Source organism: Mucilaginibacter sp. P2_A4 (assembly GCF_056405015.1).
Map to the genome: position 1 here is coordinate 20,422 of NZ_JBFUCX010000003.1, position 24,328 is coordinate 44,749.

Below are 24,328 nucleotides of genomic sequence, written 5' to 3' on the forward strand. Positions count from 1 at the left end.
GATGAAGATTAAGTTTTTACTCTCGCTTTGCCTGTGTTTTCCTGCTTCGCTATTATTAGCACAATCGGCCAAAAACTATCATGTAAAATCACCTGACGGAAAAATTGACCTGGGCATCACCACCGGCACTACTATCAGCTGGTGGGTAAAGCATCAGGATGCGGAGGTTATCACACCCTCAACCATATCAATGACTTTGGCTGGTGGTGACATATTGGGTAAAAGCACGGTAGTAAAATCGGCAAAGACTTCATCTGTAAATCAGTATTTTAATACCCCCATCTACAAAAAAGACAAAGTACACGATCAATACAACCAGGTTACCCTCAGTTTTAAAGGCGATTACAGCGTGGTGTTCCGGGCTTATAACGATGGCGTAGCTTACCGCTTTATCACCCAAAAAAAGGGAGATATCACCATAGTTAACGAGGAAGCCAACTTTAACTTTAAGGATGATGACAAAGCCTACCTGCCCTTTGTAAACGATTTCAGGAACAAAGATAAATGGACCACCTCCTTCGAGGCCCTGTATGATAACATCAATATATCCGCAGTAAAGAAAGACACATTGGCCTTTTTACCAATTTTGGTTGATGTCGGCAGCCCCCGCAAAGCTGCAATTTTGGAGGCCGACCTGGAAAACTACCCAGGCATGTATTTAACCAGTGATGGTGTAAATGGCAAAAGCCTAAAAGGTGCATTTGCTAAATACCCTACAGTGGAGCAAACCGGGGGCTACGCCAATATGAACTATGTGGTTAATGGTCGTGCAGATTATATTGCCAAAACTACCGGCAGCCGCAATTTCCCATGGCGTGTAGTGATCATCAGCACCGAAGACAGGCAACTGGCCAATAGCGACATGGTGCAAAAACTCGCATCACCCTCACGCGTAGCGGATTTATCATGGATTAAACCGGGCAAAGTAGCCTGGGACTGGTGGAACGATTGGAATATTACTCATGTGGATTTTAAGGCCGGCATCAATAACCCAACCTATAAATACTATATTGATTTTGCATCAGCCAATAAAATAGAATATGTAGTGTTGGACGAAGGATGGTCGAACATTGTGGATCTTAACCAGATTTCGCCGGAGATCAACCTGCAGGAACTGTTAGATTACGCTAAACAAAAGAATGTTGGCCTTATTTTGTGGACCAGCTGGTATGCCCTTACCCGCCAAACGGATGCAGCCTTTGCCAAATTTTCGCAAATGGGAGTGAAGGGGTTCAAGATAGATTTTATTGACCGCGACGATCAGAAAATGGTTTCATCACTATATGAAATAGCACAAAAAGCTGCCGACCACCATCTGATGGTTGATTATCATGGCATGTACAAACCCAGCGGCATCCAGCGAACATTTCCAAACATCATCAATTTTGAGGGGGTAAAAGGCCTGGAGAATGTAAAATGGGGCGTAACCAACCATCCCGGCTATGATGTAAGCATCCCCTTTATCCGCATGCTATCCGGCCCTATGGATTATACGCCCGGTGCTATGAGAAACTCAAGTAAAGCTAATTTCCGCCCGGTTAATGGCAATCCCATGAGCCAGGGTACACGCTGCCACCAATTGGCTATGTATACCATATTTGAAGCGCCACTGCAAATGCTGGCCGATAACCCTACCATATACACCAAAGAGCAGGAAAGTACCGATTTTATAACCTCAGTACCTACCACATTTAATGAAACCGTAGCCCTTGATGGTAAAGTTGGCGAATTTGTAGCCATTGCCCGCCGCAAAGGCACTACCTGGTATACAGGCGCCATGAGCAACTGGGATGCGAGGGAACTGAGTATTGACCTCGCGTTTTTAGGTGATGGCGACTATAAGGCAACCATATTTGAAGATGGCGTTAATGCCGATAAGGATGCCACCGACTATAAACGAACAGTGGTGAACGTTACATCGAAAGATAAATTACCGGTTAAGCTGGCACCTGGCGGTGGCTGGGCAGCGAGGTTTGAGAAAGTAAATTAAAATACATAAGTAACTAATATTCAATGCGATTAAAACTTAGATTAAGCACTTAACGACTACCGTAGTTTAAAAGATGTTTTATAGTTTATAATTAAAGTGCTTATTTTGCGCCAATCTATAAATTATGATTAGGAGAATACATCGGCATGTGAGGACTGCCCGTTTCATTGTTTATAAAGAAACGCTTGTTGATTATAAAGAACATCTGTGGACTTTTATCGGTTCGTTTTTAGGAATAGGAATTATAGGCTTTTTTAGCAGTTTTTATTTTAGCGCTGCAGATAATTTATTCCTCATCGGTTCATTTGGAGCATCGTCGGTATTAATTTATGGCATTATTAATAGCCCGCTGGCGCAACCGCGTAATTTAATTGGCGGGCACGTGATATGCGCGCTTGTTGGTGTTACCATGCATAAGCTCATTCCACATGAAATATGGCTGTCATCGGCCCTGGCGGTGTCTGTTTCAATCGTATTAATGCAGATCACCAAAACATTGCATCCCCCGGGCGGGGCTACGGCTTTGATTGCCAATATTGGTTCGGCTAAAATTCAGGCTTTAGGATACCTGTATGTATTAAGTCCGGTATTATCTGGCGCGATAGTATTATTACTTGTTGCCCTGCTTGTTAACAACATGACAAGCCACCGTAAATATCCAAATAATAAAAAATGGTATAAGGTATGGCGCAGGTACCAGCGATAGTTGAAACTAAATGCTTGTTTCCTCGGTAAGCTTAATCAACATATTTTCGTTTTTTATGAGGATGCTTTTCCCGGCAACTTCTATGATTTTTTCTTCAATCAGGTCGTTAATGGTACGGAATAGTGATTCATACGCGGCGCCTGTAAAAGCAGCCAGGTCCTGCCTGCTGAGGTCGATATTTAAAAAACCTTCCCCATTTAAACCAAATTTATTTTTCAGTGATATCAGTGCCTGTGCAACACGGCCTTTAACCGGCATGTGGGCTAAATTCCGCATTCTCTTTTCTGACTCCTGCAGCTCATTGGCAAAAAATCGCATGAGTTTTATCACAAAGTTATTGTTAACGTTCAGGGTAGATTCCAGGAAATCCATACCAATATAACAGATCATCCCAGCCTCGATAGCCGTTGCCGATACCGGGTAAAAACCGGTATCGCCCAGCCCAAGATGACCAACTATATCGCCTTTTTGTGCAAAACGTAATATCAGCTCCTTTTCGGCATCCCACTTTTTATGAACCTTTATTTTGCCCTCATAAACAAAGTAGATTCCCGTAACAGGGTCGCCTTCCTTAAAGATCACCTCCCCTTTTTTTACCACATGGTTTTCCCTGCGGGCCGCAATAACGGGGCTCCAATCACTTAAACAATGCATGCATAAAAAGCAGCTTTTTAAATCACAGATGTTTTTACTTTTCGCCATTTATGAATGCCTGTTGTCGGGGTGTAATTAAGTATGCTAAATTATTAAAAGTAACGGCCTTTTGGTTGCTCCCATGTAGCCATGTTAAAAATAGCTCCCAATATCACAATTACCGATCCTGCAAATACCGGCCATGGGAACGATCTTATCCCATTAATATAAATTGTCCACCTGTGGGAGTCAACGGCGTTAACGGTATTTAAATTGGTAAAGGTTAAAAAACCTATAATAATGATAATAACTCCTACAGCCATTAATACAAAACTGAATTTCCTCATGATGCTACCCTCGTCATATTTTTAATGAATAAAGGCCCAAATCTTGCAATAAAATATTGCACATGCAATATAAATTTGAAAAAATAAATTTAAAAAATCATTTTTTTATTACCTTTGCAATAAAATAGCAATTAATTACAAAAGCTACTATCATTCCAGGTGTTGGTCATGAAACAAAAAGAAACAGGTATCCCAATCTCTCCCTCCTTAAATTACATCAGTAAAGTATCCATAAGTCACGCCGCCAAAAAAAGGCTTTTTTATATATCCATCTTATCGGTTATTGTGGCTATGGCCATAAGTATCATAGCCAAAGGATTAGTTTTCCTCATCAACATAGTAACCAATATTTCATTTTACGGATTACTGGATATTCATTTTCATAGCCCGGCTGCAAATCATTTAGGGTTATGGGTTATTTTAGTACCCGCAATAGGGGGCATCGCAGTAGGTATAATGGCACTATATGGTTCAAAAGCCATCAGGGGGCATGGTATACCCGAGGCCATGGAGCAAATACTGGTAAATCAAAGTAAAATAAAGCCTTCTATCACTTTTTTAAAGCCTATATCGTCGGCAATAGCCATTGGTACTGGTGGCCCCTTTGGCGCTGAAGGACCTATAATTGCAACAGGTGGCGCGCTGGGTTCTACCCTGGGCCAGTTACTAAAAATCACCGCTAACGAACGTAAAGTTATACTGGCAGCAGGCGCAACAGCGGGTATGTCGGCAATATTTGGTACACCTATAGCGGCAGTGTTACTGGCCATTGAGTTGTTGCTGTTTGAGTTTTCGCCAAAAGCGATTTTACCAGTCGCGTTGGCTTGTATAACAGGTGCCGCGGGGCATCATTTCCTATTTGAATCCGGCCCGGTTTTCCCTATGCCCAATTTGACTGCACCCACAAATGGCGCATTGGCTATTTACAGTGGCATTGGTTTGGTGATTGGTTTTTTATCACTGGGGGTAACCAAAATTGTTTATTTGATAGAAGATTGGTTTGAAAAATTGCCCATACACTGGATGTGGTGGCCCGCTATAGGCGGTTTAGCCGTAGGTTTGATTGGCTATTTCGCACCACATACATTAGGTGTAGGCTATGATAATATTATCAGCATTTTATCAGGAACGCTCTCGCTTGTACTGATAATCCGGCTGTGCTTTTTTAAGTTTCTTTCATGGGCCATTGCCTTGGGCAGTGGAACATCTGGCGGAACACTGGCTCCCTTGTTAACTATAGGCGGAGCAACGGGGGCTATATTAGCCGCTGTTATTTTAATGTTTTTCCCTAACGCAGGCATCACCATCCCTATGGCAGCGTTGCTGGGCATGTCGTCTATGTTTGCCGGGGCATCAAGAGCTTATTTAACCAGCATCACTTTTGCCCTGGAATCAACCATGCAATCAAACGCCTTACTTCCATTGCTTGGCGCTTGCACAGCATCCTACCTGGTATCGTTCTTTTTAATGGAAAATACCATCATGACCGAAAAAATAGCCCGCAGAGGAGTAGCTACCCCTGTTTCATTTGAGCCGGATGTGCTTAGTAAACTTTCTCTTGCAGAAGTAATGAACAAGGATGCCATTATATTAAGTGCCGAAAACTTGATCAGGGAGGTAAAAGAACGGCTATTGACCAATAAGCCAGGCGTCAACGATTTTATTGTTGTAGATAGCCAAGGAACTTTTATGGGAACCGTTAAACTGGCAGATATCTATAACAACGAACAGGGCAATAAATTAACCATCGGTAACATTATAAATTCGCCCGAACTGGTTATAAACAGCGAAACAACGTTACGGCATGCGGTAGAATTAATGGCAAAACATAAAGTAGACCTTGTACCTGTTATATCGGCAGATCATAAGATCACCGGCACTTTATCTTATAAGGAGATAATTGCTGCATATGGTTCGCATATTCATGACGGGGATAAAACCGGGTTATCTATCTCCCTAAAACGACAACGATTAAAGATCCTGATCAAAGGGCGCAAAATATTGAACATCGAAAATTAACGTGCCCTTTAATTAAATGTTTAAGCGTTATTCGTTCTTCTGTCCTAATAATATTATCTGTTATATTGCACAGGTTATTTCCGCAGTCCTGAGCATATATAAATGAAGAGAATACTTCCTGTAATTGTAATATCGCAGTTTTTTTGCACATCGTTGTGGTTTGCAGGCAATGCCATCATGGGCGATATTGCTAAACAATTACAACTTGAGCCAGCTTATTTAGCCCATGTAACAAGCGCTGTACAATCAGGATTTATTATTGGAACATTATTGTTCGCGGTTCTAAGCATATCTGATCGTTTTTCATCTTCTAAGGTTTTCTTTGCCTGCGCCATCATAGCGGCGGTCATCAATTTAGGGATATGCGCAACAGGCTTAACACCAGCCATGTTATTAACCTTTAGGTTTATGACCGGTTTTTTCCTGGCAGGCATTTATCCTGTTGGGATGAAAATCGCTTCAGATCATTATCAACAGGGGCTCGGAAAATCCTTAGGGTTTTTAGTAGGTGCTTTAGTTATCGGCACAGCATTTCCGCATTTGCTAAAAAGCATAACAGCAACTTTACCCTATAAATATGTCATATTTTCAACCTCATTGCTATCCGCAATTGGGGGGCTGGCTATGCTTTTGCTGGTACCCGACGGCCCATATCGTAGCCCCTGTCAAAAATTAAAACCGAGTGTTTTTTTGAAAGGATTTGGTAACAGAAAATTCAGGGCTGCTGCTTTTGGTTATTTTGGGCATATGTGGGAGCTGTATGCCTTTTGGATGTTTGTACCGATAATATTAACTACCTATAAAAGCCATTACCCTTTAGCAGATTTTAATATTCCGTTTTTATCATTCCTGATCATTGCAGCCGGATCTGTATCCTGCGCTTTTAGCGGAATTTTATCGCAATACTTCGGGGTAAAGAAAACGGCAACCGTCGCGTTGTTTTTATCATGTACCTGTTGTTTGATCTCTCCCTTGTTGTTGCTTACCAAATCGGCAATTATATTGATCGTATTTTTATTTATCTGGAGTATGGCTGTTATAGCCGATTCGCCTATGTTTTCAACATTAATTGCCCTTAATGCGCCGCAGGAATCAAAAGGTACTTCGCTAACTATTGTAAATTGTATAGGTTTTTCTATCACCATTATCAGCATTCAATTAATTACGGCTTTATTGAATGAAGCAAATGCCCGGTACATTTATATGCTATTGGCAATAGGACCAATACTGGGACTGCTTGCATTGATGCCAAGGAAAAGTGCCGGGCAGAGCAATCCAATATAAAACTAAATTATGGATCCAATTACAACAAAAAATGGAAGCCCAGGTCATTTGACCCAGGCTTCCATTTTTGTTACTTTAATTTGTTGGCTTAATTAAATCTCAAATTAATGTTTCCGCTGGATGCGTCTGCGGTTACCGGTATGCCACCGCCATTTACGCTTCCCTTTATGTGATCTTTATCCCATTGACCACTAAAGCCACTTATTTTTGAGGGATGCTGGTTGATGGCATCAGCCCGGATATCCAGATCAAGTCCTTGTTTAAGCGGCAACTCCAGATCGATATTGCCCGAGCTTACATCCAGTTTCAGGTATTTACCTACCTTATTAATTTGTGCATGCAGGCTACCCGCGCTGGTGGATGCACTCAGGCTACAGTTCATCTGTTTAAGATCAATACCTCCGCCAGATGTACTGGTGATCAATTCGCCTTCTATATTATTGCCTTCAACCCCGCCACCACTGGTTTGCGCATTAATGGTTCCTTTTAAATTTTCCAGGCGCAACCCGCCACCGCTGGTTTCAAGTTTTATTTTGCCGGTACAGTTTTTTGCAATAATGCCGCCACCGCTGGTCTGCAGGTTGATGTCATCGCCAGAGTTGGATACAATTATGCCTCCACCCGATGTATTACCGCGAATGGTGCCGAAAAGCTTATCAACTTGTAAACCGCCGCCACTGGTAGTAAACTTTTCATTCCCCTTTAGGTTATCTAACATGATACCGCCGCCGCTGGTTTTCAGATCTGTAGCTGTTTGCGCCGGCACATATATTTTAAACGAAATACTGATCGACCGTTTCCAGTTAAAATTTTCGTGTTTGTTTTTTGCGATAGCCCGTACCTCATGGCCGGTAACAGCAATACTCAGATCGTAATCTTCATCCAAGCGTTTTTTAACCTCTTCCTTTGAAAGCTCACGCCCGTTATTCCCCCTGATGTAAACCTCTACTCTTGGTGTTTCACCGCTTCGGCCACTTACAGATATACCACCTGCAGATGTGTTTACAACTACACTATTGATAGCATCATTTGCCAATGATTTGGTAAGATATGGTGTTTTGCCTTCACTATCCTGTGCTAAAGCAGCAACAGTTTGGCCGGCAAGGAAAAATAATAAAAGATACTTTTTCATATGCATTGAATTGGTTTGTATATAAGACATATACATAATCCAATTCGTTGCAGAGACAGCCAATTTTATTTGTGATATAACCGGACAGAAAGCTTCTTAGTTCAAATCCAGGTATCCTTATTCCTTATGCCTTTTTATTTGTGGCCCGTACTTTTGCTACTTCGGTCGCCTTTACAGCGCTCGCCTTATTACCAAAACTACTCCTTACATAAGTAAGCACATCGGCAATTTGTTGATCTTTTAAATCATCATGAGGCGTCATCGCATTTGAATAGGTATTCCCGTTTATTTCCACATCTTCATTAAACCCGTTCAATACAATTTTTATCAAGGTGGTTTTATCCCCAAGTACGTAGGATGTTTTAACCAAGGGCGGATTTAAGTTTTGCACCCCGCCACCGTCGGCCATGTGGCAGGGCAGGCAAACACTTGTATAAACAATTTTACCGCGCAAAACAGATGTTCCCGAAACCGGGCGATGCTGTGCTTTTTTTACCTGTGCCAGCGAACAGTTTATGGATAGGGGTATTAATGCCAATAATATGCCAACTACTTTGATCTTCATTAATTATTTTTTATAGGTGATTTTATAAATTGTTCCTCTTGAATCGTCGCTTACATATAATGATCCGTCGGCGCCTTGAGCCAGGCCGCATGGGCGGTGTTCTGCTCTGCCGGCGGCAGCCTGTTCAGGTGTACCTGCAAAACCATCAGCAAAAACTTCCCATTTACCATCGGGCTTACCATTTTTAAATGGCTGAAAAACAACAAAATATCCAGCTTGAGGCTCCGGTGCCCTATTCCATGATCCGTGGAATGCGATAAAAGCGCCATTTTTGTATTTTTCTGGGAACTGGTTGCCTGTATAAAACAACAATCCATCAGGCGCAAGGTGGCCAGGGTAAGCTGCTACGGGATCTAAGTATTTAGCATCCGCCTCTTTTTCGCCATCGCCGCCGTACTCGGGGCCCATCATTTTTTTATGCTTTACATCGTCATAATAAAGGTATGGCCATCCGGCATTATCACCTTCTTTTAGCGCATACATACATTCGGCAGGCAAAAGAGCCGATTGTTGAACGGTATAATATTTAGGGAAAAGATCATGCAATGCATCTCGGCCATGTTGCATTACAAAAAGCTGATTATTCTCCTGGTTCCAGTCCAGCCCTACAACATTACGTAAGCCGGTCGCGAAACGCACGCCGTCACTTTGTTTTTGGTTTAATTTGTCGGTTTTAAACCTCCAGATCCCTCCGGCCGAATCTAAAATGGGGCAGCCCTTTTTCTCCGGGTCAAACTCACTGCAAATGTTTGAATATGCGCCTATGTTCACATATAAATTTCCATTATCATCCAATGCAATTGCCTTGGGCCTGTGCCCTCTTTTGGTAACCAGGTTACCAACCACTTTTTCAGGATGTTCGGGATCTATAACCTCGTTGTTACTGTTTAGTTTAAAACGGTAAACATCCCTATCAGATGATGCATATAAATACCCGTTCTTAATGCGGATGCCGGTTCCGCCAAATGCGCCGAAGCTTGTTTTTATAGCAGCCTTATCGCCATTATCGTGTAGCACAACTATACCCTTCCCATCTTTGGGTCTATCAAGATGTACATAAATATCCCCTTGTGGAGTTGCAACAAGATGCCTTGCGCTGCCCAAATTATCGGCAATGATACTGGCGCTAAAGTTATCCGGAAGTGTTAAACCTCCATTCACTAAATCACCTTTATGTTTTACGGTGCCTTTCTTTTCAATTTTGAACGATTGCAGCCCCACCGCTACAATAACGCTAAGGCAAAAGGCAATAGTTGTTTTTCTTTTCATGACAGGTTGAATTTTCAAGGGTAAAAATAACTTTTAGCTTCATCAGTAAAAAGCATGCATTAACTAATAAATCAATTAGTGTAATACAACGCAATTTAAAGCCACAATGACTCAAATTTGTGAGCAATTTAAAGGACTTAAAAATGTAGATGTAATATGTGATACCAGCTTTGCATCTGCATAATCAGGTATCGAACTGATTTTTTTCCATTCAGCATCGCCGCCAAAAGCTTTCCAGTTACGGTCATGGGCTGCCATATCATCAAACGTAACCATATAAATAAGGTTGGGCCTGTGATCACCAATGATAGTTTCGCCAAAAAATACCGGGTTAAAACCCAGGCGTTTAAAAATATCTATCTCCCCGGCATCATTAAACATTTCCAGCTTTTTTTTACCGGCGCTTTCCGTAGCATGTTCATAACGGCGCAGTTCAAACAGGCGTTCTTTTTTTGCAGGCACATTCATTTTTGGCATGTGGGCAAATGCCGTTAACAGCGAGCTTTCTATCCTGTCATAAGCAGGTTCGGTAGCCGGCGCATTTAAATAAGCAGCGCCTGCATCCATGTACGCTTTATCAGTTTCAAGTTTTTGATTTATTGCGATAAACGAGTCTATTGAACTGTACGGAATAAGTGCATATATTTTGGTTTGTCCTGCCGGTTTAAGCTCTTTAAAAACACCAACATTGGTTACACCAATCCTGTTCAATGCCGGAATTGCCGCTTTTTCAAAATAGTCTTCTACCAGTTTCTGCTGTCGTTCGCTACTCAAATTATAAGTCCTTAGTTCATAAAACTCCGAACTGTTTTTCTTTAAGCTGTCGGCCGACATGGCAATTGATGGGAGCATGGCACCAGAAGTTGTAATTATTGTTGTTGCTAAAAATGAGCGTCTTTTCATAAATTCAATTGTTTATCAGGTTGAAATCGACACAAGCTAAACAATTAAAATTTATCATCATTAACTTCTATCCAATAATTATCAGGATCCTGCAGATAGATCTGCTTTATACCGTCGGGTCTTATTTGCGGAGATTGTGAATCGCCTTTCCAATTTCCATACTTGATTTTCATTTGATCGAGGTGCTTTGCAAAATTTGGAATATTAGTTACAGCATATGCAAAATGACTATTTATATCATGATCGGTAACGGCAGCGGCTCCTTGTATAATGTGCAACTGGCTATGCTCGCCTGTTCTGAACCATACATGTTTACCATCATGAAATGGTTCGGGTATTACTTTAAGTTGCATAACATCCCTGTAAAACACCTCACTTTTACTTAAATCCTTTACATAAAGAGCAACGTGATTTGCCCGCGGCCCGGTTTGGCCAAATACATTTACACCTGCTATTAATAATAGCGTTAAAAAAGTTATTCTCTTTATCATGATTATTGACTTGTTATAGATATGGAACTGAATTTTGGACCATTTTATAAACGGGTGTTAAACATTATGGCTCCGCCTGTTTAACATTCTATTAAACATTTAGTACATAAAGTAAACTTAGGCAAATTCTTTATCAGAAAAAAAATGCGGTTAACTAATAAATAAATTAGCTGCCTAAAAAGCATTTCAAAATGGCACGGGTAAATCTGTAAAAAAAGAGACGCTGGATTTTACACCAGCATCCCTGCATTCATAGGTAATTAAGTTGTTAAGTTATATCATTAAGATACCAGCTCCAGTTGGTTAAGATATCCGGAAATTATGGCCAGTTCGTCCTCTGTCAGTTCGATATCAAGTGCGCGGGCATTTTCAATAGCCTGCTCACTATTTCTGGCCCCTACCAGGGCAATGGTAATTCCGGGTTGTTGTAAGGTCCATAAAATAACCAGTTGGCTAAGTTTAATTTGCCTTTCTGCAGCAATTGGCTTTATCATGCCCAGGAAATCATCAGTCCTTTTTATATTTTCATCTTTAAAAAAAGACACATCTTTACGGTGATCGCCGCTGGCAAACTGATATCCGGGTTTTATTTTGCCGGTAAGCAAACCGCGCTCTAACGGGCTATACGCTAAAATAGATTTTTGATTGCGAAGGCAGTAGGGCACCAACTCATCTTCAATACCACGTTTTACCATGCTATACGGAACCTGGTTAGATGCCAGTGTAACGTATTTTTCAGCTTCGGCCATTTGGGCGGCATTATAATTGCAAACCCCGGCATAGCGTACTTTTCCCTGTTCAATTAACCGCTCAACCGCTTCCATGCTTTCAGCAATGGGCGTGGTTGTATCTGGCCAGTGTATTTGGTACAGATCTATGTAATCGGTACCTAATCTTTTTAAGCTGTCTTCACATTCTTTAATGATGCTTTCTTTTCCGGCATATTTATAAATGTCAATATCATCTCCATTATTCATTTTACTGCTAAAAGCAAAATCGCCCCTTTTAAGGTCCCAGCGCATGCCATACTTTGTTAATAGCTGAAACTTATCGCGCGGTAAACCTTTTATCGCCTCGCCAACAATATCTTCGCTTACACCCTGGCCATAAATAGGCGCAGTATCAATAGATGTAACACCAAGCGTATAAGAAGCCCTGATGGCATCAATGGCTTCCTGACGTTCGGTACCTCCCCACATCCATCCCCCGGCCGCCCATGCACCAAAAGTTACTTCAGAAAGCCATAGGTCTGTGTTTTCTAATTTGCGGTATTTCATAGTTGTTCTTTAATTAAATTCCTTTTTTGTTTATTGCGTACAATAAACCATTTACATTCCCGTACATAATGTATTATGTTACAAGGGACTCAAAGGAACAATAAATGATTTTTTATTTCAATATCTTATCAAGTAATTAGTACCTCATTAATAAGTTAGCATGACCGGAAGAAAACTTAGTTCAACCAATTTTCACAATCAATCATTCCTGGAAGAGAAATGTGCCTTAAATGAACTTATCTATTTATTAAGCAAAAGGTGGATGACCGAGGTACTTTTCAGTGTAGAGGAGGGCAACTCGCGTTTTACCACTTTAAAGGAAGATTTAGAGCACATCAGCGATCATATTCTTGCCGATAGGTTAAAGTTTTTGGAACAACATGAGCTTATACATAAAAGCTATATTCCGGCAAATCCTCCAAGAACCGAGTATACCCTTACGCCTAAAGGAGCAGAGCTCAGTTCATTGCTGGAAGGCTTATGCCAGTTTTCGGAAACTAAAATGCACTTTTAACAATCCCCTCCCGCAAAACAGCTAATTGATTTGTTAGCTGCGCTGCTTTTTGTTCCTTTATTCAATAAACTTACTTTTACCGGCATACATCTCTTACTACAGAGGTAGTGTTTAATAATTATTAACCGTTTAATTGCCTAAAAAATTTGATTATGAAATCTCAATCGTTCCGATTTGCTTTGTGTTCCTGTTTATCTGTACTCTCGCTTTTTGCATCTGCTGCGGCATTTGCAAAGTCTCCCACCAGGAATTATTACCAAATAAAAATATATCATTATAAAACACAGTTGCAGGAAGAAAAAATTGAGCATTATTTGCAAAACGCCCTTATGCCGGCATTGCACCGGGCAGGTGTAAAAGCAGTTGGCGTATTTAAGCCCGTTGCGCAGCAGGATACGAGCAGACTAATCTATGTTTTTACTCCTTTTAGCTCCCTGGAAAAACTTTCAGCTAACGAGCGTGAATTACAAGAGGATGCTAAATTTTTAGCAGATGGCTCAGATTATATCAACGCGGATTATAAGGATATCCCTTACACCCGGATAGAAACTATAGTTTTGGAAGCTTTCCCGGGAATGCCCGGCACTGCAGTGCCCCAACTTGCAGCCAGTAAAAACGAGCGGGTTTATGAACTGCGCAGTTATGAAAGCGCTACCGAGAAATATAATGTTAATAAGGTAAAGATGTTTAATACTGGCGACGAGATCAGCATTTTTAAAAACCTGGGATTTAACGCTGTTTTTTATGCCGAAGTTATTGCTGGCAGCCACATGCCCAACCTCATGTATATGACTACCTTTAACAGTAAAGAAGATAGGGATAAGCACTGGGATGCATTTAATAATGACCCACTATGGAAAGCCCTGGTGAAAAAAGCAGAATACCAGCACAATGTTTCGCATGCTGATATTATTTTTCTTCGTCCGGCTACTTACTCAGACTTTTAAACCATTATCAACAATTGATTTTACCCGATCATTATTGATAGTTTTAAAACTTACATTATTTAAAAATTGCAAGCGCTTGTTTAATTTCACAAGCCATATATTAAAACATGACCGATTACAAAGTAGAGGCTGCAAAAGCAGCCATGGGATTTATACAAGCCGGACGAACGATTGGCCTGGGAGCCGGCACTACGGTTTCGCACTTAGTAGCTTTGATATGCCAGGATAAAGACCTGGCCGACTCCCTCATTTTTACGTCATCCTCCTTTAAAACAACAAACTTATTGTTGGAAAATAAATTAAGGGTACAATCGCCTTCACTGTTAAAGCATGTAGATATCTATTTTGATGGATGTGATCAGTTTGATACCGAACTTAATGCTTTAAAAAGCGGAGGGGGTATCCATACTACCGAAAAAATACTGGCTTCAATGGCCGATGAATTTATTTTAATGGGCGATGAGGGAAAGTTTGCGGATAAACTCGATAATACTTACCCTGTTGTAATTGAAATATTACCCCAGGCTTTACAGGTTGTACTTCATCAATTAAAATTATCATACCCCGGCGTTGAAGTAAAACTGCGTATGAGTACTCAAAAGGATGGGGCAGTTATCTCAGAAAATGGCAATTTACTTGCAGATGTGCATTTTGCCATTATTATGGAGCCCCAAAAATTGAACATCCAACTAAAGTTAATCCCCGGAATTGTTGATCATTCCCTGTTTTATAGAATGGCGACCAAATCTATAATTGCAGGAAAACTTGGCGTAAGCATCATAACACCGGTTTATTTATAATGCGTAAATATCCTCCACCCACGGGTGGAGGCTTTAAATAAATCATAAAACCTATTGCTTTTTTTGTTCCTTATCTTCGTTGCCTACAGCTTTCAAAAATGGCATGCCTTTACCTGTTGCCAGGTAAGTTTGTAAACTCACCAGAAACGTATCCCAGCCTGCTTCGCACACGTTGTAACATTCAAAATTTTGATTTAAGCCCTCATGCAAAAAAGTTAAGGTAGCACCCTGGTCGGCAGCACTTAATGTCCAAATCAGCTTAGTACCTACCCATTCTGCCTTGTTGTTCAGAGACGGCAGGTCGATATAAGCTTTAACACATTTCCATACTACTTGCTTATTGGGTATTGCTTCCACAATATTCATTGTTTTTCGGGTTTCGCCAAACGAGATGGTAAAACTGTCGCCCGCGCTGATCGCAGCCCCGGTCAGGTCATCGCTCCACCAGTCCGAAATATGTTCGGTAATAGCGGCGTAGACTTCCCTTAATGGTTTGTTTACTGTAATGCTTTTCTGATAATCGTTCATGTGGATCTTTTTTGGTTTTAATATAGTTTACTGTTAGCGTTGGGCTGCCCTGTGGTAACCAAACTGTCAAACTGTTGTTATCATCTGTTAATCAATATTATTACTCCAGTTTCCATTTTTGAGCCAGCTCTGCATTGTAGCCATCATCTTCTTTAGGGTTGGGCTGCCCTTTGCCGGAAGTGATCAGATCTCGTAAACTGACGGTTATATAATTAGTCCATGCTTCTCTGCAGATCTCATAACATTCATATTGAGGAACCAAGCCTTCATGAGTGAATCTGACCTCTGTTTGATTACCTTTTTCTGTAACATCAAATACAATTTTGGTGTCTTTCCATTCGCTTTTGTCCTGAGTGAATTTGAAATCATTATCCAGCACCAGCCAAACCGCTTTTTGATTCGGAACCAGTTTAATCAACCTCATTTTACAGTAATGAATATCTTTATAGTGATAGATAAATTCATCATTAAGTTTGTCTGTACCTCCTTCAATTTCTTCCGACCACCATCCGCGAACATTAGTGATGGCATCGAAAGCTTCTTCCGGGGTTTGGTCTACCAATATTGTGGCAGTGAAATCTGATGTTTTCATTTTTTATGAATTTAAATTTTAAAAGTTTAACTTTTAATAAATCAAAAATAAACGGATTTGCAGAGATATCGGCGTGGCGGAAATGACAATTAAATTAGTTGATATTGCCATGTGAGTAATACCTTTATAAGTATTTATTGACCACCTTTTACCTCAAAATAATTTTATGCGTATAGCAATACTTAATTACGAACACGCCGTGGCTACTTGTGTAACCGGACCAGCGGAAATATGGAGTACATTAAATTATCTGCGGCCGCTACTTACTGATACCTCTTTAAAACACAATATCGGGATTGACTATGTAAGAGAGCATAAAAAAAAGTTATGGCGCAAACCATTAGATACAGGCAAAGAAGAACAACTGGCCGTTGAAGAGGTATATGACCTGGTGATCATTCCAGCTATGCGTTCCGCCAAAATTGATGATGTTATAAATCGTGAGCGTATGCTTGTTGACTGGTTAAGCCAACAGCACAAAAAAAATGCTGATGTAGCCAGTATTTGCATAGGGGCTTTTTTACTTGCAGAAACCGGATTACTTAGAGGTAAAAAAGCAACAACAAATGTAAGATTTGCTGATCTGTTTAGACAAAGGCACCCGGAAGTAGAGGTACAGGATGATAAAATTATTGTTGACCTGGGTAATATTTACACTTGCGGCGGGGCTTTCGTTTTTACAACTTTTATGATTTACCTTATTGAAAAGTTTTTTGGACATGAAGAGGCTATGATGGTGTCAAAAATTCTGATGATTAATACCCATCAGCAACCCCAGTATACATTCTCCGTTTTTCAGCTTCAACGAAATCATTCGGATGAAAAGATTATGGAGGCGCAGATTTTTATTGAAAAAAATTATCAGCATACCATATCTATCGAAAAATTAGCTGGAAATTCCTACATGAGCCCCCGGAATTTTATTCGCCGTTTTGAAGGGGTTACCAGTAATACCCCTCTTGAATATTTGCAGCGTGTACGCATAGAAGCGGCAAAAAAAATGCTTGAAAACAGTAATGATAGTATTGAGCAAATAGCAATGAAATGCGGTTATGATGACACTGGGTTTTTCAGAAAGATATTTAAAAGACATGTTGCCATAAACCCAAAGGAATACCAGAAAAAATATGGGAAAGGGGGATTAACGATAAATGCATATACGTAACATTGGCGCAAATATAGATAGCCAACCTCCGGTTTGGGGGTAATGGCTTTTCAGATGAACAATTAGTATTTCCGCTTTAAATGAAAAAAGCCTTTGTTTTAAACCAAAGGCTTTGGAGCTGGCAGGAGGCAAATCCTAACCTTGATACTGTGTTTTTTGCGACCTGAAAGAATGTTAAATAACTGCTGCGTACGCAAAAGCATTAAGGTAAAAGTATTATTATTTATAAGTCATCATTCTTTCTTATAACCTTTCGGAATAATCAAGTAAGGTATCGGCTGCCAAAATAGATGAGGCAGGATTTTGCCCTGTTATGAGTAAACCTTCGCGTGTTACAAAAGGCAACCAGTCTTCTCCTTTTTGAAAATTGGCACCTCTCTCTTTCAGCATATCTTCTAGAAGGAAAGGCACCACCTTTGTCAGCTGGACGGCCTCTTCTTCCGTATTGGTAAATGCGGACACTCTTTTCCCCTTGATGAGCCATTCGCCATCAGGAGTCTTTACATTTTTTAAAGCTACCGGTGCATGGCAAACCAGCGTAACGGGTTTGCCGCTATTATAAAAAGATTCGATGAGTTTTATGGAGTCCTTATCATCAGGAAGATCCCACATCGGGCCATGTCCTCCCGGATAGAAAATTGCATCAAAGTCACTTGCAGAAACAGTACTCAACAATACTGTATTGCTTAGCTTTTCCTGTGTCTCCTTATCACTATAGTATCTCCTTGTGGCTGCCGTCTTATTTTCGGGAAGATCGCTCTTGGGATCAATCGGGGCCTGCCCCCCTTTAGGCGATGCGATAACAATTTCTTTTCCAAGATCATGAAACTTGTAATAAGGTGCTGCAAATTCCTCAATCCACAGACCTGTTTTTTTGCCGGTGTTGCCCAACTCATCATGAGAAGTGACGACGAATAGAATTTTGTCGATTTTCATAATTGTTACATTGATAGTTTAATATGTTATTTATTAAATTTTAGTAGCCCACATACCTGTTGTAAAGATTACTCTCCAATACTTGGCCGAATTAGCCGAATGTGAAATCGTAGACTTCCACCTCCTGATCTAAAAATTCAATTTGAAATTCCCGGTCAATAATAGGTCCCTGCTGGCGAATCAGCTGGTACATACGCTGCTCAGTTACGGTCCCATTCCCACTGCTGTCAACATCCAATCCATGCGCTGTACCGGGAGGGTTCCCATCAATGAGCACACGAAATTTTATCGCAGTTCCTGGCATTGCCGGCCCCATAATTAAGTGAAGGTCGCGGGCATGAAAACTATAAATGATCTTGCCCCGTGCTTTGTTTAAGAAAAGACTCTCTTTTTTCATGCTCCACTCTCCCGAAAGTCCCCATTGATTAAGTTTCAGCTGTTTTGGTGCAAAATAAAGTACCTGCTTATCTGTATCCAACTCCACAGGGGATGCAAAACCATGCGTACGATTATAGCCAACATAATTTTCGGCCGATTCAAGATTACGCCAGTCGGCGGCGGCTTCAAATCCCTGAGGCTGAAGTGCCACTATTTTGTTAGAAACAGTTTTACCAGAAACTTCTTTTAATAGGTGCTGAATTTGCAATTCAGATTCATGATAATCACCCTCGCCAAATTTTTGATACCGGATCCGCCCCTTCGCATCAATCAGATACAGCGCCGGCCAATACTCATTTTGGAAAGAATTCCAAATTTCAAAATTGCTATCTACCGCTACGGGATAGCCTATATCCATTTCCTTAATGGACCTGCTTATATTCTCCAATCTTTTTTCAAATGGAAACTCGGGCGTATGAACCCCAATAACAACCAGCCCCTGATCTTTGTACTTTGATGCCCATTCTCGGATATAGGGAAGTGTGCGTCGCCAATTAATGCAGGTGTACGTCCAGAAATCAATAAGAACGACTTTACCGCGGAGATTTGTCAGCGTTAAAGGCTGGGCGTTGAGCCATCCGGTTGCACCACCGAGCGATGGCTCCATTTTTTTTGCGGACCCTTTATGTACTTGCGCCGTAGCCACGAAAATCGCCGCAAACAATATCGTGGAGGCAGTCAAAAACATAGTTCGCATATAAGTGAATTGTTTAGACATTTTTTTTAGGGATTTGTGAATAGTTAGTTTCAAAGGAGTTGAATACTCCCTGTATGTTTTTTGATTCATGAACCCAATGACCGTACCCCGGGCAATGATAAAATCACCTCACCAGGCGATCATTTGACCAGCGTAACAAGTGGCTTTCCTTTTTCCACTACATAGGTGCCAAGCTCCTTCGCCTTACCTGTGCCAACGTTCTTTGCCGCATGAATCACTCCAGCCGGGATAAATAAAACTCCGCCAGCCTTGAGCGTTACTGGCGGCTTGCCCTCCACCTGATACTGCAACGAGCCTTCAAGTACATAGATAATCTCTTCGCCAGGATGTGTGTGTTTACCAAACGCAGCTCCGGGGTCGAAGTCAATACGTACCTGGACCGCCTCGTGCCCGGGGGTGCTCAGATCGTGGCGCTGGAGCTCGGTGCGCTTAATTCCCGACTGTTGTGCAAGGGCCGAATCAGGGATGATAAACACTGCCAGTCCAACAAATGCAATAGCACTGGCGAAGAAGTTTTTTTTGTTTTTCATTTTTCTAATGTTTTTATGGGTTTATGTTGGACAGTAAAATATATCCCCGATAACGGGCCTCTGCGTAGCATTACGGAACGCCTTAACGTGTGACATTTAAGATTGGTAGTATCCAGCCCGAGCTCAAACCATTTTGAGTTTTCATCTCTTTGCGTTTTTAAATTACAATACTAGGCACGGCGGCGTTATTTAAGGGGATACGTCGTCTCCATTACATTTAATCAGACGCATGACTCAATAAGATCGATTGAATCATTTTTATTTTTGGCGGACCATTTCTAAATGGCTATATAATTGGTCCTTGCAGTTTAAAGAAATGTCTAAAATATTAGAGATCATAAAATTAGGAAAATCGGCCCTCATTATTTCGATAAAAAAACAATTAGAAGGCGTAATTTGATAATCATGAGCAACGATTATCAAGTTTGGGTTTAGCAGACGAAAAAAGCACGACCTAGGTGTTACGTTTAGGTAACGAAACACCTTAAATCTTAATAAAAGGTTCCCTGGTAAAGCGGTATGTATTTCCATCATCTGATGGGTTCACATGACGAATGATTTCTCTATTTGATTAGCCCATATTAAAACAAATAAGTTTATCAATTAACTACATTCGTTACCTGGCCTTTGTGCCAATAGATCATATAGCGGGCATCATGTAATTTGTAAAACGGAATAAGTTCAAGGTTTTTAAATTTTGCCGGTCTGATCAATTCTGCAGCCGTAAATGTTTGATCCTTTCCTTTCACCGGTTTTAGGTACTTTGTCAAATCAGATATGTTACTGGTTAGCACAGGCGCCGAATCAAGGGGATACATTTTACCCCGGGCACGGTAACCGCCAAACTGGTCCGCATCGGCAATTAAATTATCCAGGTTGGTAGTATCGGTCTTTGCGGCTAATACAATCGGGCCATGCAAAAAGGCAACATAGTTGGAGCTATCTGGCAATTTTTCTGTACTTAAACCCATTGGCAGGCGTACGTCAATTACATCGCCTTTTTTCCACACGCGGGTTAGGTTTATATATGACCCAGGCAGGGCGTCAACATTTACGCGAGCTCCGTTAATTTTTATCTGTAGCTTACCCGCGGCTACCCAGTTAGGGTAACGAACTTTAATACTAAAAGAACCCTGTTTTACGGACTCAATCAAAAGGCGGGTAGTTTCATTATCCGGGAACTTAGTTTGTTGAGAAAGAACCAATCCCTGTGCTGCCCAGTTAAGCCGCGATGCAATAAATAGGTTCACATAAACATTTTTTTGCTGATAGCTATAAATTAGCTCGCCATATTTACCATGATTTTCCATGCCCGAGCCTACACAACACCACATGGTTTCCTGCGGCTGCGAGTAAACACGGTAATGCTGGGGTCGCATTGACGTATAGTAAACAAAGCCCCCGTGTGTAGGGTGCTGACTTGATAGAATATGATTATATAATACCCGCTCATAATAATCCATATATTTTACCTCTCCCGCATTTTCAAACAGGTGCCGGGTCAATTTCAGCATATTATAAGAATTACAGGTTTCAGGGCCTGCAATATCGGTGATCATTTTGGTGAAATTGCCGGTTGGATTAAAATGCTCATTCACACTGTTGCCGCCAATAACTACAGTACGGTTATTGACCACCGTTTCCCAAAAAAACTGCGCTGCTTTCCCATAATCCTTATCACCGCCAACTTCCGCTATTCTTTGAAAGCCCACAGCTTTGGGTATCTGCATGTTTGCATGTAAGTTATTCAATCGGTCCTCACCCAATATCAAGGAGTTTAAAATCTCCTTATGAGAAAACCTCCGGGCCAGTATTAAATACTTATCCTGGCCGGTAATAACGGATACATCGGCAAAAACCTCGTTTAATCCCCCATGTTCTGAAATCAGCATGGTTTGTATCTGTTCATCAGTTAAGCCACGGGAAACCCCGTCAATGTAATCTGTCAATCGCACCAGTATTTCCTTTGCCATTGGCTTTCCAGCAATTAAATAGGCATCCCGTAAGCCTGCAAAAAGCTTATGAATATTATAAAGCGGAACCCATTTTTTATTTAGCGCAAAGGTATCAGCCTCAATTTTACCGGCGGCAATATCCTTCCACATCGCTGTCCCTCCGGGCGTACCTCCCAGGTAGCCACTTCCTATTTTATCCTGGCAGCGTTTTAATTCCACAAGCATATAATCCAATCGCCTGTTTATCTCCGCATCATTGGTAGCAGCATACATATTGGACAGCGCCGATAAATAATGGCCGCCAATGTGGCCATCTAAACCCGTGTTTTCCCAGTTACCATAGTTTTTCTTTTTGGGTGTTAAACCAGCTTCTGTAAGGTAAGGAGCCAATAAACGGTCGGGGTCTAACGCCAGCATATAAGTCTTATCCGTTTGTTGCGCATCCTTAAAAACTCCGGGCAATAAAGCAACCTGCTGCAGTTTGAATGCATGGAGCGAAGATTGTGCAGATGCCAATATTGGTTGAGCAAAACACACAACTATTAAAAGAAAGCGGGTCATTTTCCTGGATATCATACTAAAGTATTTAAGTAATGCGGAATTACGGATTGGTTAGCCAATACCAAAGTTAGCAAAGTTTAATAATTATTGTTATTATCACACTTATAATTCTTAACCGCCTGCCAGAGTAGTAAATGTTTTAGACACAATAAATCTGCAATTAACAGGGTTAATTCCTCCAGGGTCAGCACTTCGCTTTTGTCCTGCAGGAGAAACAATTCCGATCTCTTTTATAGGTGATTTGGATTAATAGTTTAATGTACAATAGCAGTAATTTGTTTAAATTCGAACTCTGTGCATAAAAAAAGCAAACGTGTCGATAGAGAAACTAAGCCAACATTTTGATAATTATTTTCCGCTCAACGCTCAGGAACGAGATGAGCTGAATGCGCTTTTTATCGAAAGAAGTATTAAACGGCGGCAATTTGTATTGCAGCACGGTGATGTTTGCCGTCACTTTACATTCGTTGTGTCCGGTTGCCTGAAAATGTATGCTGTTGATATCAATGGCAAAGAACATAACATACAATTTATTGCTGAAAATGACTGGGCTACCGATCTGAGCAGTTTTTATTCGGAAAAGCCAAGTCAACTTTATATAGAAGCTGTAGAACCAACCGCAGTGTTGCAAATCAGGCATGATGATGTATTACATCTATATACGACCTACCATAAATTCGACCATAATTTCAGGGTGATCATAGAGCAAAAATACATCGAATTACAAAACAGGGTGCTCCAAAATATCAGCTTTTCGGCCGAAGATCGTTATGAATACTTTCTAAAGCAATACCCTAAGCTGGCTGCCCGGCTCCCTAATACGCAGATTGCTTCTTACCTCGGCATTACCCCCGAATTTCTAAGTACCATCCGTAAAAACATCGCATACAAAGGATAAGCCTTAAATTATCTTAAGGGTATTTCTTAAGATACCTTATGGGTAGTTTGTTGAACTGTAGCTGACCTTTGCTTTCATAAATTAAATCATTAATGAAAGCAGCGATCTTGAGACATGCGGGAGGCCCCGAAAATTTTTTAATAGAAGAAAGAGCTATACCAACACCAACAGATGGCTGGGTTTTGGTTAAGGTAAAAGCTTTTGGACTCAATCGTTCAGAACTAATGACCCGTAAAGGACTGTCACCCGGCGTGAGCCTTCCGCGTATATTGGGTATTGAGTGTGTGGGTGAAGTAGAGAATGATCCTTCAAGAGAGTTTAAGCCCGGACAACAGGTAGCCGCTTTTATGGGTGGCATGGGCAGAGATTTTGACGGCAGCTACGCTGAATACGCTTTGATACCCAAATCATTGCTCAGCTCCTTTGAAAGCACACTTTCCTGGGAACAGTTAGGCGCTATGCCAGAAATGTTTCAAACTGTATATGGATCGCTCCATTTGGCACTAAAGATCCAACAGGGCGAAACCATTTTAATCAGGGGCGGCACTTCCTCTATCGGTATGCTGTCCACCCAACTGGCCAAAAACAGTGGGATGACCGTAATTGCTACAACAAGGAACCCGGATAAAAGGGAGATGCTCATCAAAAACGGCGCAGATCATGTTGTGATCGATGACGGCAATATCATGGATAAAATAAATGCCATCAGTTTGACCGGTGTAAATAAAATATTGGAACTGATTGGTACATCCACCCTGAAAGATTCACTGGCTTCTGCCGCACCTGGTGGAATTGTTTGTATGACAGGCATGCTATCCGAGCAATGGTCCTTCCACGAATTTGCTCCAATGGAGTATATCCCGGCAACAGTTTGCCTAACCGTTTATGACAGCGGGCAGATCAGGCTAGATCAACGTAGTTTTCAAAAATTCATTAATGACGTGGAAGATGGTAAAGTTAATCTAAGCATCGGCCGCACTTTTCGGTTAGAGGAAATCGCTGCGGCACACAGTTTAATGGACAGCAACACTGCCGGTGGCAAAATTGTTGTATTAACCTGACCCTGTTATAAACACCCGCATATAACTTATAAGGCGGTAATTTGGTTTACCGGCCTCATCGATCTAAAA

24 protein-coding genes are annotated in these 24,328 nt (G+C 41.1%); 10 read left to right on the top strand and 14 right to left on the bottom strand.

The features are described from left to right. The first annotated feature begins 1 nt into the window (after position 1). Both AC1DYB_RS06645 and AC1DYB_RS06650 read left to right on the top strand, forming a co-directional pair. The gene (locus tag AC1DYB_RS06645; protein WP_477433451.1) at positions 2–1,990 is read left to right on the top strand and encodes a glycoside hydrolase family 97 protein; all 1,989 of its coding nucleotides are present in this window, start codon (positions 2–4) and stop codon (positions 1,988–1,990) included. A gap of 124 nt (positions 1,991–2,114) precedes the next feature. Continuing rightward, complete coding sequence (locus AC1DYB_RS06650; protein ID WP_295717931.1) at positions 2,115–2,696, top strand: HPP family protein; 582 nt, start codon at positions 2,115–2,117, stop codon at positions 2,694–2,696. A gap of 6 nt (positions 2,697–2,702) precedes the next feature. Here the strand turns inward: AC1DYB_RS06650 and AC1DYB_RS06655 are convergent, their stop codons facing one another. Then, the gene (locus tag AC1DYB_RS06655) at positions 2,703–3,350 is read right to left on the bottom strand and encodes a Crp/Fnr family transcriptional regulator (protein WP_477433454.1); all 648 of its coding nucleotides are present in this window, start codon (positions 3,348–3,350) and stop codon (positions 2,703–2,705) included. 92 nt (positions 3,351–3,442) lie between these two features. After that, positions 3,443–3,676: a hypothetical protein gene (locus AC1DYB_RS06660; RefSeq protein WP_477433456.1), complete on the bottom strand. Its 234-nt coding sequence runs from the start codon at positions 3,674–3,676 to the stop codon at positions 3,443–3,445. 168 nt (positions 3,677–3,844) lie between these two features. Between AC1DYB_RS06660 and AC1DYB_RS06665 the strand changes: the two genes are divergently transcribed. Both AC1DYB_RS06665 and AC1DYB_RS06670 read left to right on the top strand, forming a co-directional pair. Then, the gene (locus AC1DYB_RS06665; protein ID WP_477433458.1) at positions 3,845–5,695 is read left to right on the top strand and encodes a chloride channel protein; all 1,851 of its coding nucleotides are present in this window, start codon (positions 3,845–3,847) and stop codon (positions 5,693–5,695) included. 102 nt (positions 5,696–5,797) lie between these two features. Continuing rightward, positions 5,798–6,979, top strand: a complete 1,182-nt coding sequence (locus AC1DYB_RS06670; RefSeq protein ID WP_477433460.1) for an MFS transporter — start codon at positions 5,798–5,800, stop codon at positions 6,977–6,979. Between the two features lie 88 nt (positions 6,980–7,067). Here the strand turns inward: AC1DYB_RS06670 and AC1DYB_RS06675 are convergent, their stop codons facing one another. The 6 genes from AC1DYB_RS06675 to AC1DYB_RS06700 form a co-directional block, all read right to left on the bottom strand. After that, positions 7,068–8,111, bottom strand: coding sequence for a DUF4097 family beta strand repeat-containing protein (locus AC1DYB_RS06675; RefSeq protein ID WP_477433462.1), 1,044 nt, complete (start codon positions 8,109–8,111; stop codon positions 7,068–7,070). Positions 8,112–8,235: 124 nt separating this feature from the next. Then, positions 8,236–8,676 (bottom strand): c-type cytochrome, encoded by a 441-nt coding sequence (locus AC1DYB_RS06680; RefSeq protein ID WP_295717944.1) that lies wholly within the window; start codon positions 8,674–8,676, stop codon positions 8,236–8,238. A 3-nt stretch (positions 8,677–8,679) separates the two neighbouring features. Continuing rightward, entirely contained in the window at positions 8,680–9,945 is a 1,266-nt protein-coding gene (locus tag AC1DYB_RS06685; RefSeq protein ID WP_477433464.1) for a PQQ-dependent sugar dehydrogenase, read from the bottom strand. A gap of 111 nt (positions 9,946–10,056) precedes the next feature. Then, entirely contained in the window at positions 10,057–10,848 is a 792-nt protein-coding gene (locus tag AC1DYB_RS06690) for an NIPSNAP family protein (protein ID WP_477433466.1), read from the bottom strand. Positions 10,849–10,892: 44 nt separating this feature from the next. Continuing rightward, entirely contained in the window at positions 10,893–11,339 is a 447-nt protein-coding gene (locus AC1DYB_RS06695; protein WP_477391905.1) for a VOC family protein, read from the bottom strand. Positions 11,340–11,620: 281 nt separating this feature from the next. Continuing rightward, a complete protein-coding gene (locus AC1DYB_RS06700) occupies positions 11,621–12,616 on the bottom strand; it encodes an aldo/keto reductase (protein WP_477433468.1) in 996 nt (331 codons plus the stop codon). A gap of 160 nt (positions 12,617–12,776) precedes the next feature. Between AC1DYB_RS06700 and AC1DYB_RS06705 the strand changes: the two genes are divergently transcribed. The 3 genes from AC1DYB_RS06705 to rpiA all read left to right on the top strand — a co-directional run bounded on the left by AC1DYB_RS06705 (position 12,777) and on the right by rpiA (position 14,877). Beyond that, complete coding sequence (locus AC1DYB_RS06705; protein WP_295717956.1) at positions 12,777–13,130, top strand: winged helix-turn-helix transcriptional regulator; 354 nt, start codon at positions 12,777–12,779, stop codon at positions 13,128–13,130. Between the two features lie 152 nt (positions 13,131–13,282). Then, entirely contained in the window at positions 13,283–14,077 is a 795-nt protein-coding gene (locus AC1DYB_RS06710; RefSeq protein WP_477433471.1) for an NIPSNAP family protein, read from the top strand. 107 nt (positions 14,078–14,184) lie between these two features. Further along, the gene (rpiA, locus tag AC1DYB_RS06715) at positions 14,185–14,877 is read left to right on the top strand and encodes a ribose 5-phosphate isomerase A (RefSeq protein WP_477433473.1); all 693 of its coding nucleotides are present in this window, start codon (positions 14,185–14,187) and stop codon (positions 14,875–14,877) included. 51 nt (positions 14,878–14,928) lie between these two features. On the opposite strand, the gene AC1DYB_RS06720 is transcribed toward rpiA, so the two are convergent. Next, positions 14,929–15,405 (bottom strand): SRPBCC family protein, encoded by a 477-nt coding sequence (locus AC1DYB_RS06720; protein ID WP_477433475.1) that lies wholly within the window; start codon positions 15,403–15,405, stop codon positions 14,929–14,931. A gap of 100 nt (positions 15,406–15,505) precedes the next feature. Next, positions 15,506–15,997, bottom strand: coding sequence for an SRPBCC family protein (locus AC1DYB_RS06725; protein ID WP_477433477.1), 492 nt, complete (start codon positions 15,995–15,997; stop codon positions 15,506–15,508). A gap of 166 nt (positions 15,998–16,163) precedes the next feature. Here AC1DYB_RS06725 and AC1DYB_RS06730 point away from each other — a divergent pair, with 166 nt between their 5' ends. After that, a complete protein-coding gene (locus AC1DYB_RS06730) occupies positions 16,164–17,162 on the top strand; it encodes a GlxA family transcriptional regulator (RefSeq protein ID WP_477433479.1) in 999 nt (332 codons plus the stop codon). Positions 17,163–17,405: 243 nt separating this feature from the next. Here AC1DYB_RS06730 and AC1DYB_RS06735 read toward each other — a convergent pair whose 3' ends face one another. The 4 genes from AC1DYB_RS06735 to AC1DYB_RS06750 form a co-directional block, all read right to left on the bottom strand. Next, entirely contained in the window at positions 17,406–18,098 is a 693-nt protein-coding gene (locus AC1DYB_RS06735) for a type 1 glutamine amidotransferase domain-containing protein (RefSeq protein ID WP_477433481.1), read from the bottom strand. A gap of 91 nt (positions 18,099–18,189) precedes the next feature. Beyond that, complete coding sequence (locus AC1DYB_RS06740) at positions 18,190–19,254, bottom strand: thioredoxin family protein (RefSeq protein WP_477433483.1); 1,065 nt, start codon at positions 19,252–19,254, stop codon at positions 18,190–18,192. A 119-nt stretch (positions 19,255–19,373) separates the two neighbouring features. After that, on the bottom strand, positions 19,374–19,784 hold the full coding sequence (locus AC1DYB_RS06745) for a cupin domain-containing protein (protein ID WP_477433484.1): 411 nt from the start codon (positions 19,782–19,784) through the stop codon (positions 19,374–19,376). A 599-nt stretch (positions 19,785–20,383) separates the two neighbouring features. Then, positions 20,384–22,315, bottom strand: a complete 1,932-nt coding sequence (locus AC1DYB_RS06750; protein ID WP_477433485.1) for a glycoside hydrolase family 127 protein — start codon at positions 22,313–22,315, stop codon at positions 20,384–20,386. 298 nt (positions 22,316–22,613) lie between these two features. Between AC1DYB_RS06750 and AC1DYB_RS06755 the strand changes: the two genes are divergently transcribed. Both AC1DYB_RS06755 and AC1DYB_RS06760 read left to right on the top strand, forming a co-directional pair. Next, complete coding sequence (locus AC1DYB_RS06755) at positions 22,614–23,198, top strand: Crp/Fnr family transcriptional regulator (protein ID WP_295717969.1); 585 nt, start codon at positions 22,614–22,616, stop codon at positions 23,196–23,198. Between the two features lie 92 nt (positions 23,199–23,290). Continuing rightward, a complete protein-coding gene (locus AC1DYB_RS06760) occupies positions 23,291–24,259 on the top strand; it encodes a zinc-binding alcohol dehydrogenase family protein (RefSeq protein ID WP_477433486.1) in 969 nt (322 codons plus the stop codon). The last annotated feature ends 69 nt before the right edge of the window (positions 24,260–24,328 follow it).

What these genes read in the sequence shown, in the direction of transcription:
- AC1DYB_RS06645 (WP_477433451.1), top strand. Translation starts at nt 2, where the DNA reads ATGAAGATTAAGTTTTTACTCTCGCTTTGCCTGTGTTTTCCTGCTTCG.
- AC1DYB_RS06650 (WP_295717931.1), top strand. Translation starts at nt 2,115, where the DNA reads ATGATTAGGAGAATACATCGGCATGTGAGGACTGCCCGTTTCATTGTT.
- AC1DYB_RS06655 (WP_477433454.1), bottom strand. Translation starts at nt 3,350, where the DNA reads ATGCATTGTTTAAGTGATTGGAGCCCCGTTATTGCGGCCCGCAGGGAA.
- AC1DYB_RS06660 (WP_477433456.1), bottom strand. Translation starts at nt 3,676, where the DNA reads ATGAGGAAATTCAGTTTTGTATTAATGGCTGTAGGAGTTATTATCATT.
- AC1DYB_RS06665 (WP_477433458.1), top strand. Translation starts at nt 3,845, where the DNA reads ATGAAACAAAAAGAAACAGGTATCCCAATCTCTCCCTCCTTAAATTAC.
- AC1DYB_RS06670 (WP_477433460.1), top strand. Translation starts at nt 5,798, where the DNA reads ATGAAGAGAATACTTCCTGTAATTGTAATATCGCAGTTTTTTTGCACA.
- AC1DYB_RS06675 (WP_477433462.1), bottom strand. Translation starts at nt 8,111, where the DNA reads ATGAAAAAGTATCTTTTATTATTTTTCCTTGCCGGCCAAACTGTTGCT.
- AC1DYB_RS06680 (WP_295717944.1), bottom strand. Translation starts at nt 8,676, where the DNA reads ATGAAGATCAAAGTAGTTGGCATATTATTGGCATTAATACCCCTATCC.
- AC1DYB_RS06685 (WP_477433464.1), bottom strand. Translation starts at nt 9,945, where the DNA reads ATGAAAAGAAAAACAACTATTGCCTTTTGCCTTAGCGTTATTGTAGCG.
- AC1DYB_RS06690 (WP_477433466.1), bottom strand. Translation starts at nt 10,848, where the DNA reads ATGAAAAGACGCTCATTTTTAGCAACAACAATAATTACAACTTCTGGT.
- AC1DYB_RS06695 (WP_477391905.1), bottom strand. Translation starts at nt 11,339, where the DNA reads ATGATAAAGAGAATAACTTTTTTAACGCTATTATTAATAGCAGGTGTA.
- AC1DYB_RS06700 (WP_477433468.1), bottom strand. Translation starts at nt 12,616, where the DNA reads ATGAAATACCGCAAATTAGAAAACACAGACCTATGGCTTTCTGAAGTA.
- AC1DYB_RS06705 (WP_295717956.1), top strand. Translation starts at nt 12,777, where the DNA reads ATGACCGGAAGAAAACTTAGTTCAACCAATTTTCACAATCAATCATTC.
- AC1DYB_RS06710 (WP_477433471.1), top strand. Translation starts at nt 13,283, where the DNA reads ATGAAATCTCAATCGTTCCGATTTGCTTTGTGTTCCTGTTTATCTGTA.
- rpiA (WP_477433473.1), top strand. Translation starts at nt 14,185, where the DNA reads ATGACCGATTACAAAGTAGAGGCTGCAAAAGCAGCCATGGGATTTATA.
- AC1DYB_RS06720 (WP_477433475.1), bottom strand. Translation starts at nt 15,405, where the DNA reads ATGAACGATTATCAGAAAAGCATTACAGTAAACAAACCATTAAGGGAA.
- AC1DYB_RS06725 (WP_477433477.1), bottom strand. Translation starts at nt 15,997, where the DNA reads ATGAAAACATCAGATTTCACTGCCACAATATTGGTAGACCAAACCCCG.
- AC1DYB_RS06730 (WP_477433479.1), top strand. Translation starts at nt 16,164, where the DNA reads ATGCGTATAGCAATACTTAATTACGAACACGCCGTGGCTACTTGTGTA.
- AC1DYB_RS06735 (WP_477433481.1), bottom strand. Translation starts at nt 18,098, where the DNA reads ATGAAAATCGACAAAATTCTATTCGTCGTCACTTCTCATGATGAGTTG.
- AC1DYB_RS06740 (WP_477433483.1), bottom strand. Translation starts at nt 19,254, where the DNA reads ATGTCTAAACAATTCACTTATATGCGAACTATGTTTTTGACTGCCTCC.
- AC1DYB_RS06745 (WP_477433484.1), bottom strand. Translation starts at nt 19,784, where the DNA reads ATGAAAAACAAAAAAAACTTCTTCGCCAGTGCTATTGCATTTGTTGGA.
- AC1DYB_RS06750 (WP_477433485.1), bottom strand. Translation starts at nt 22,315, where the DNA reads ATGATATCCAGGAAAATGACCCGCTTTCTTTTAATAGTTGTGTGTTTT.
- AC1DYB_RS06760 (WP_477433486.1), top strand. Translation starts at nt 23,291, where the DNA reads ATGAAAGCAGCGATCTTGAGACATGCGGGAGGCCCCGAAAATTTTTTA.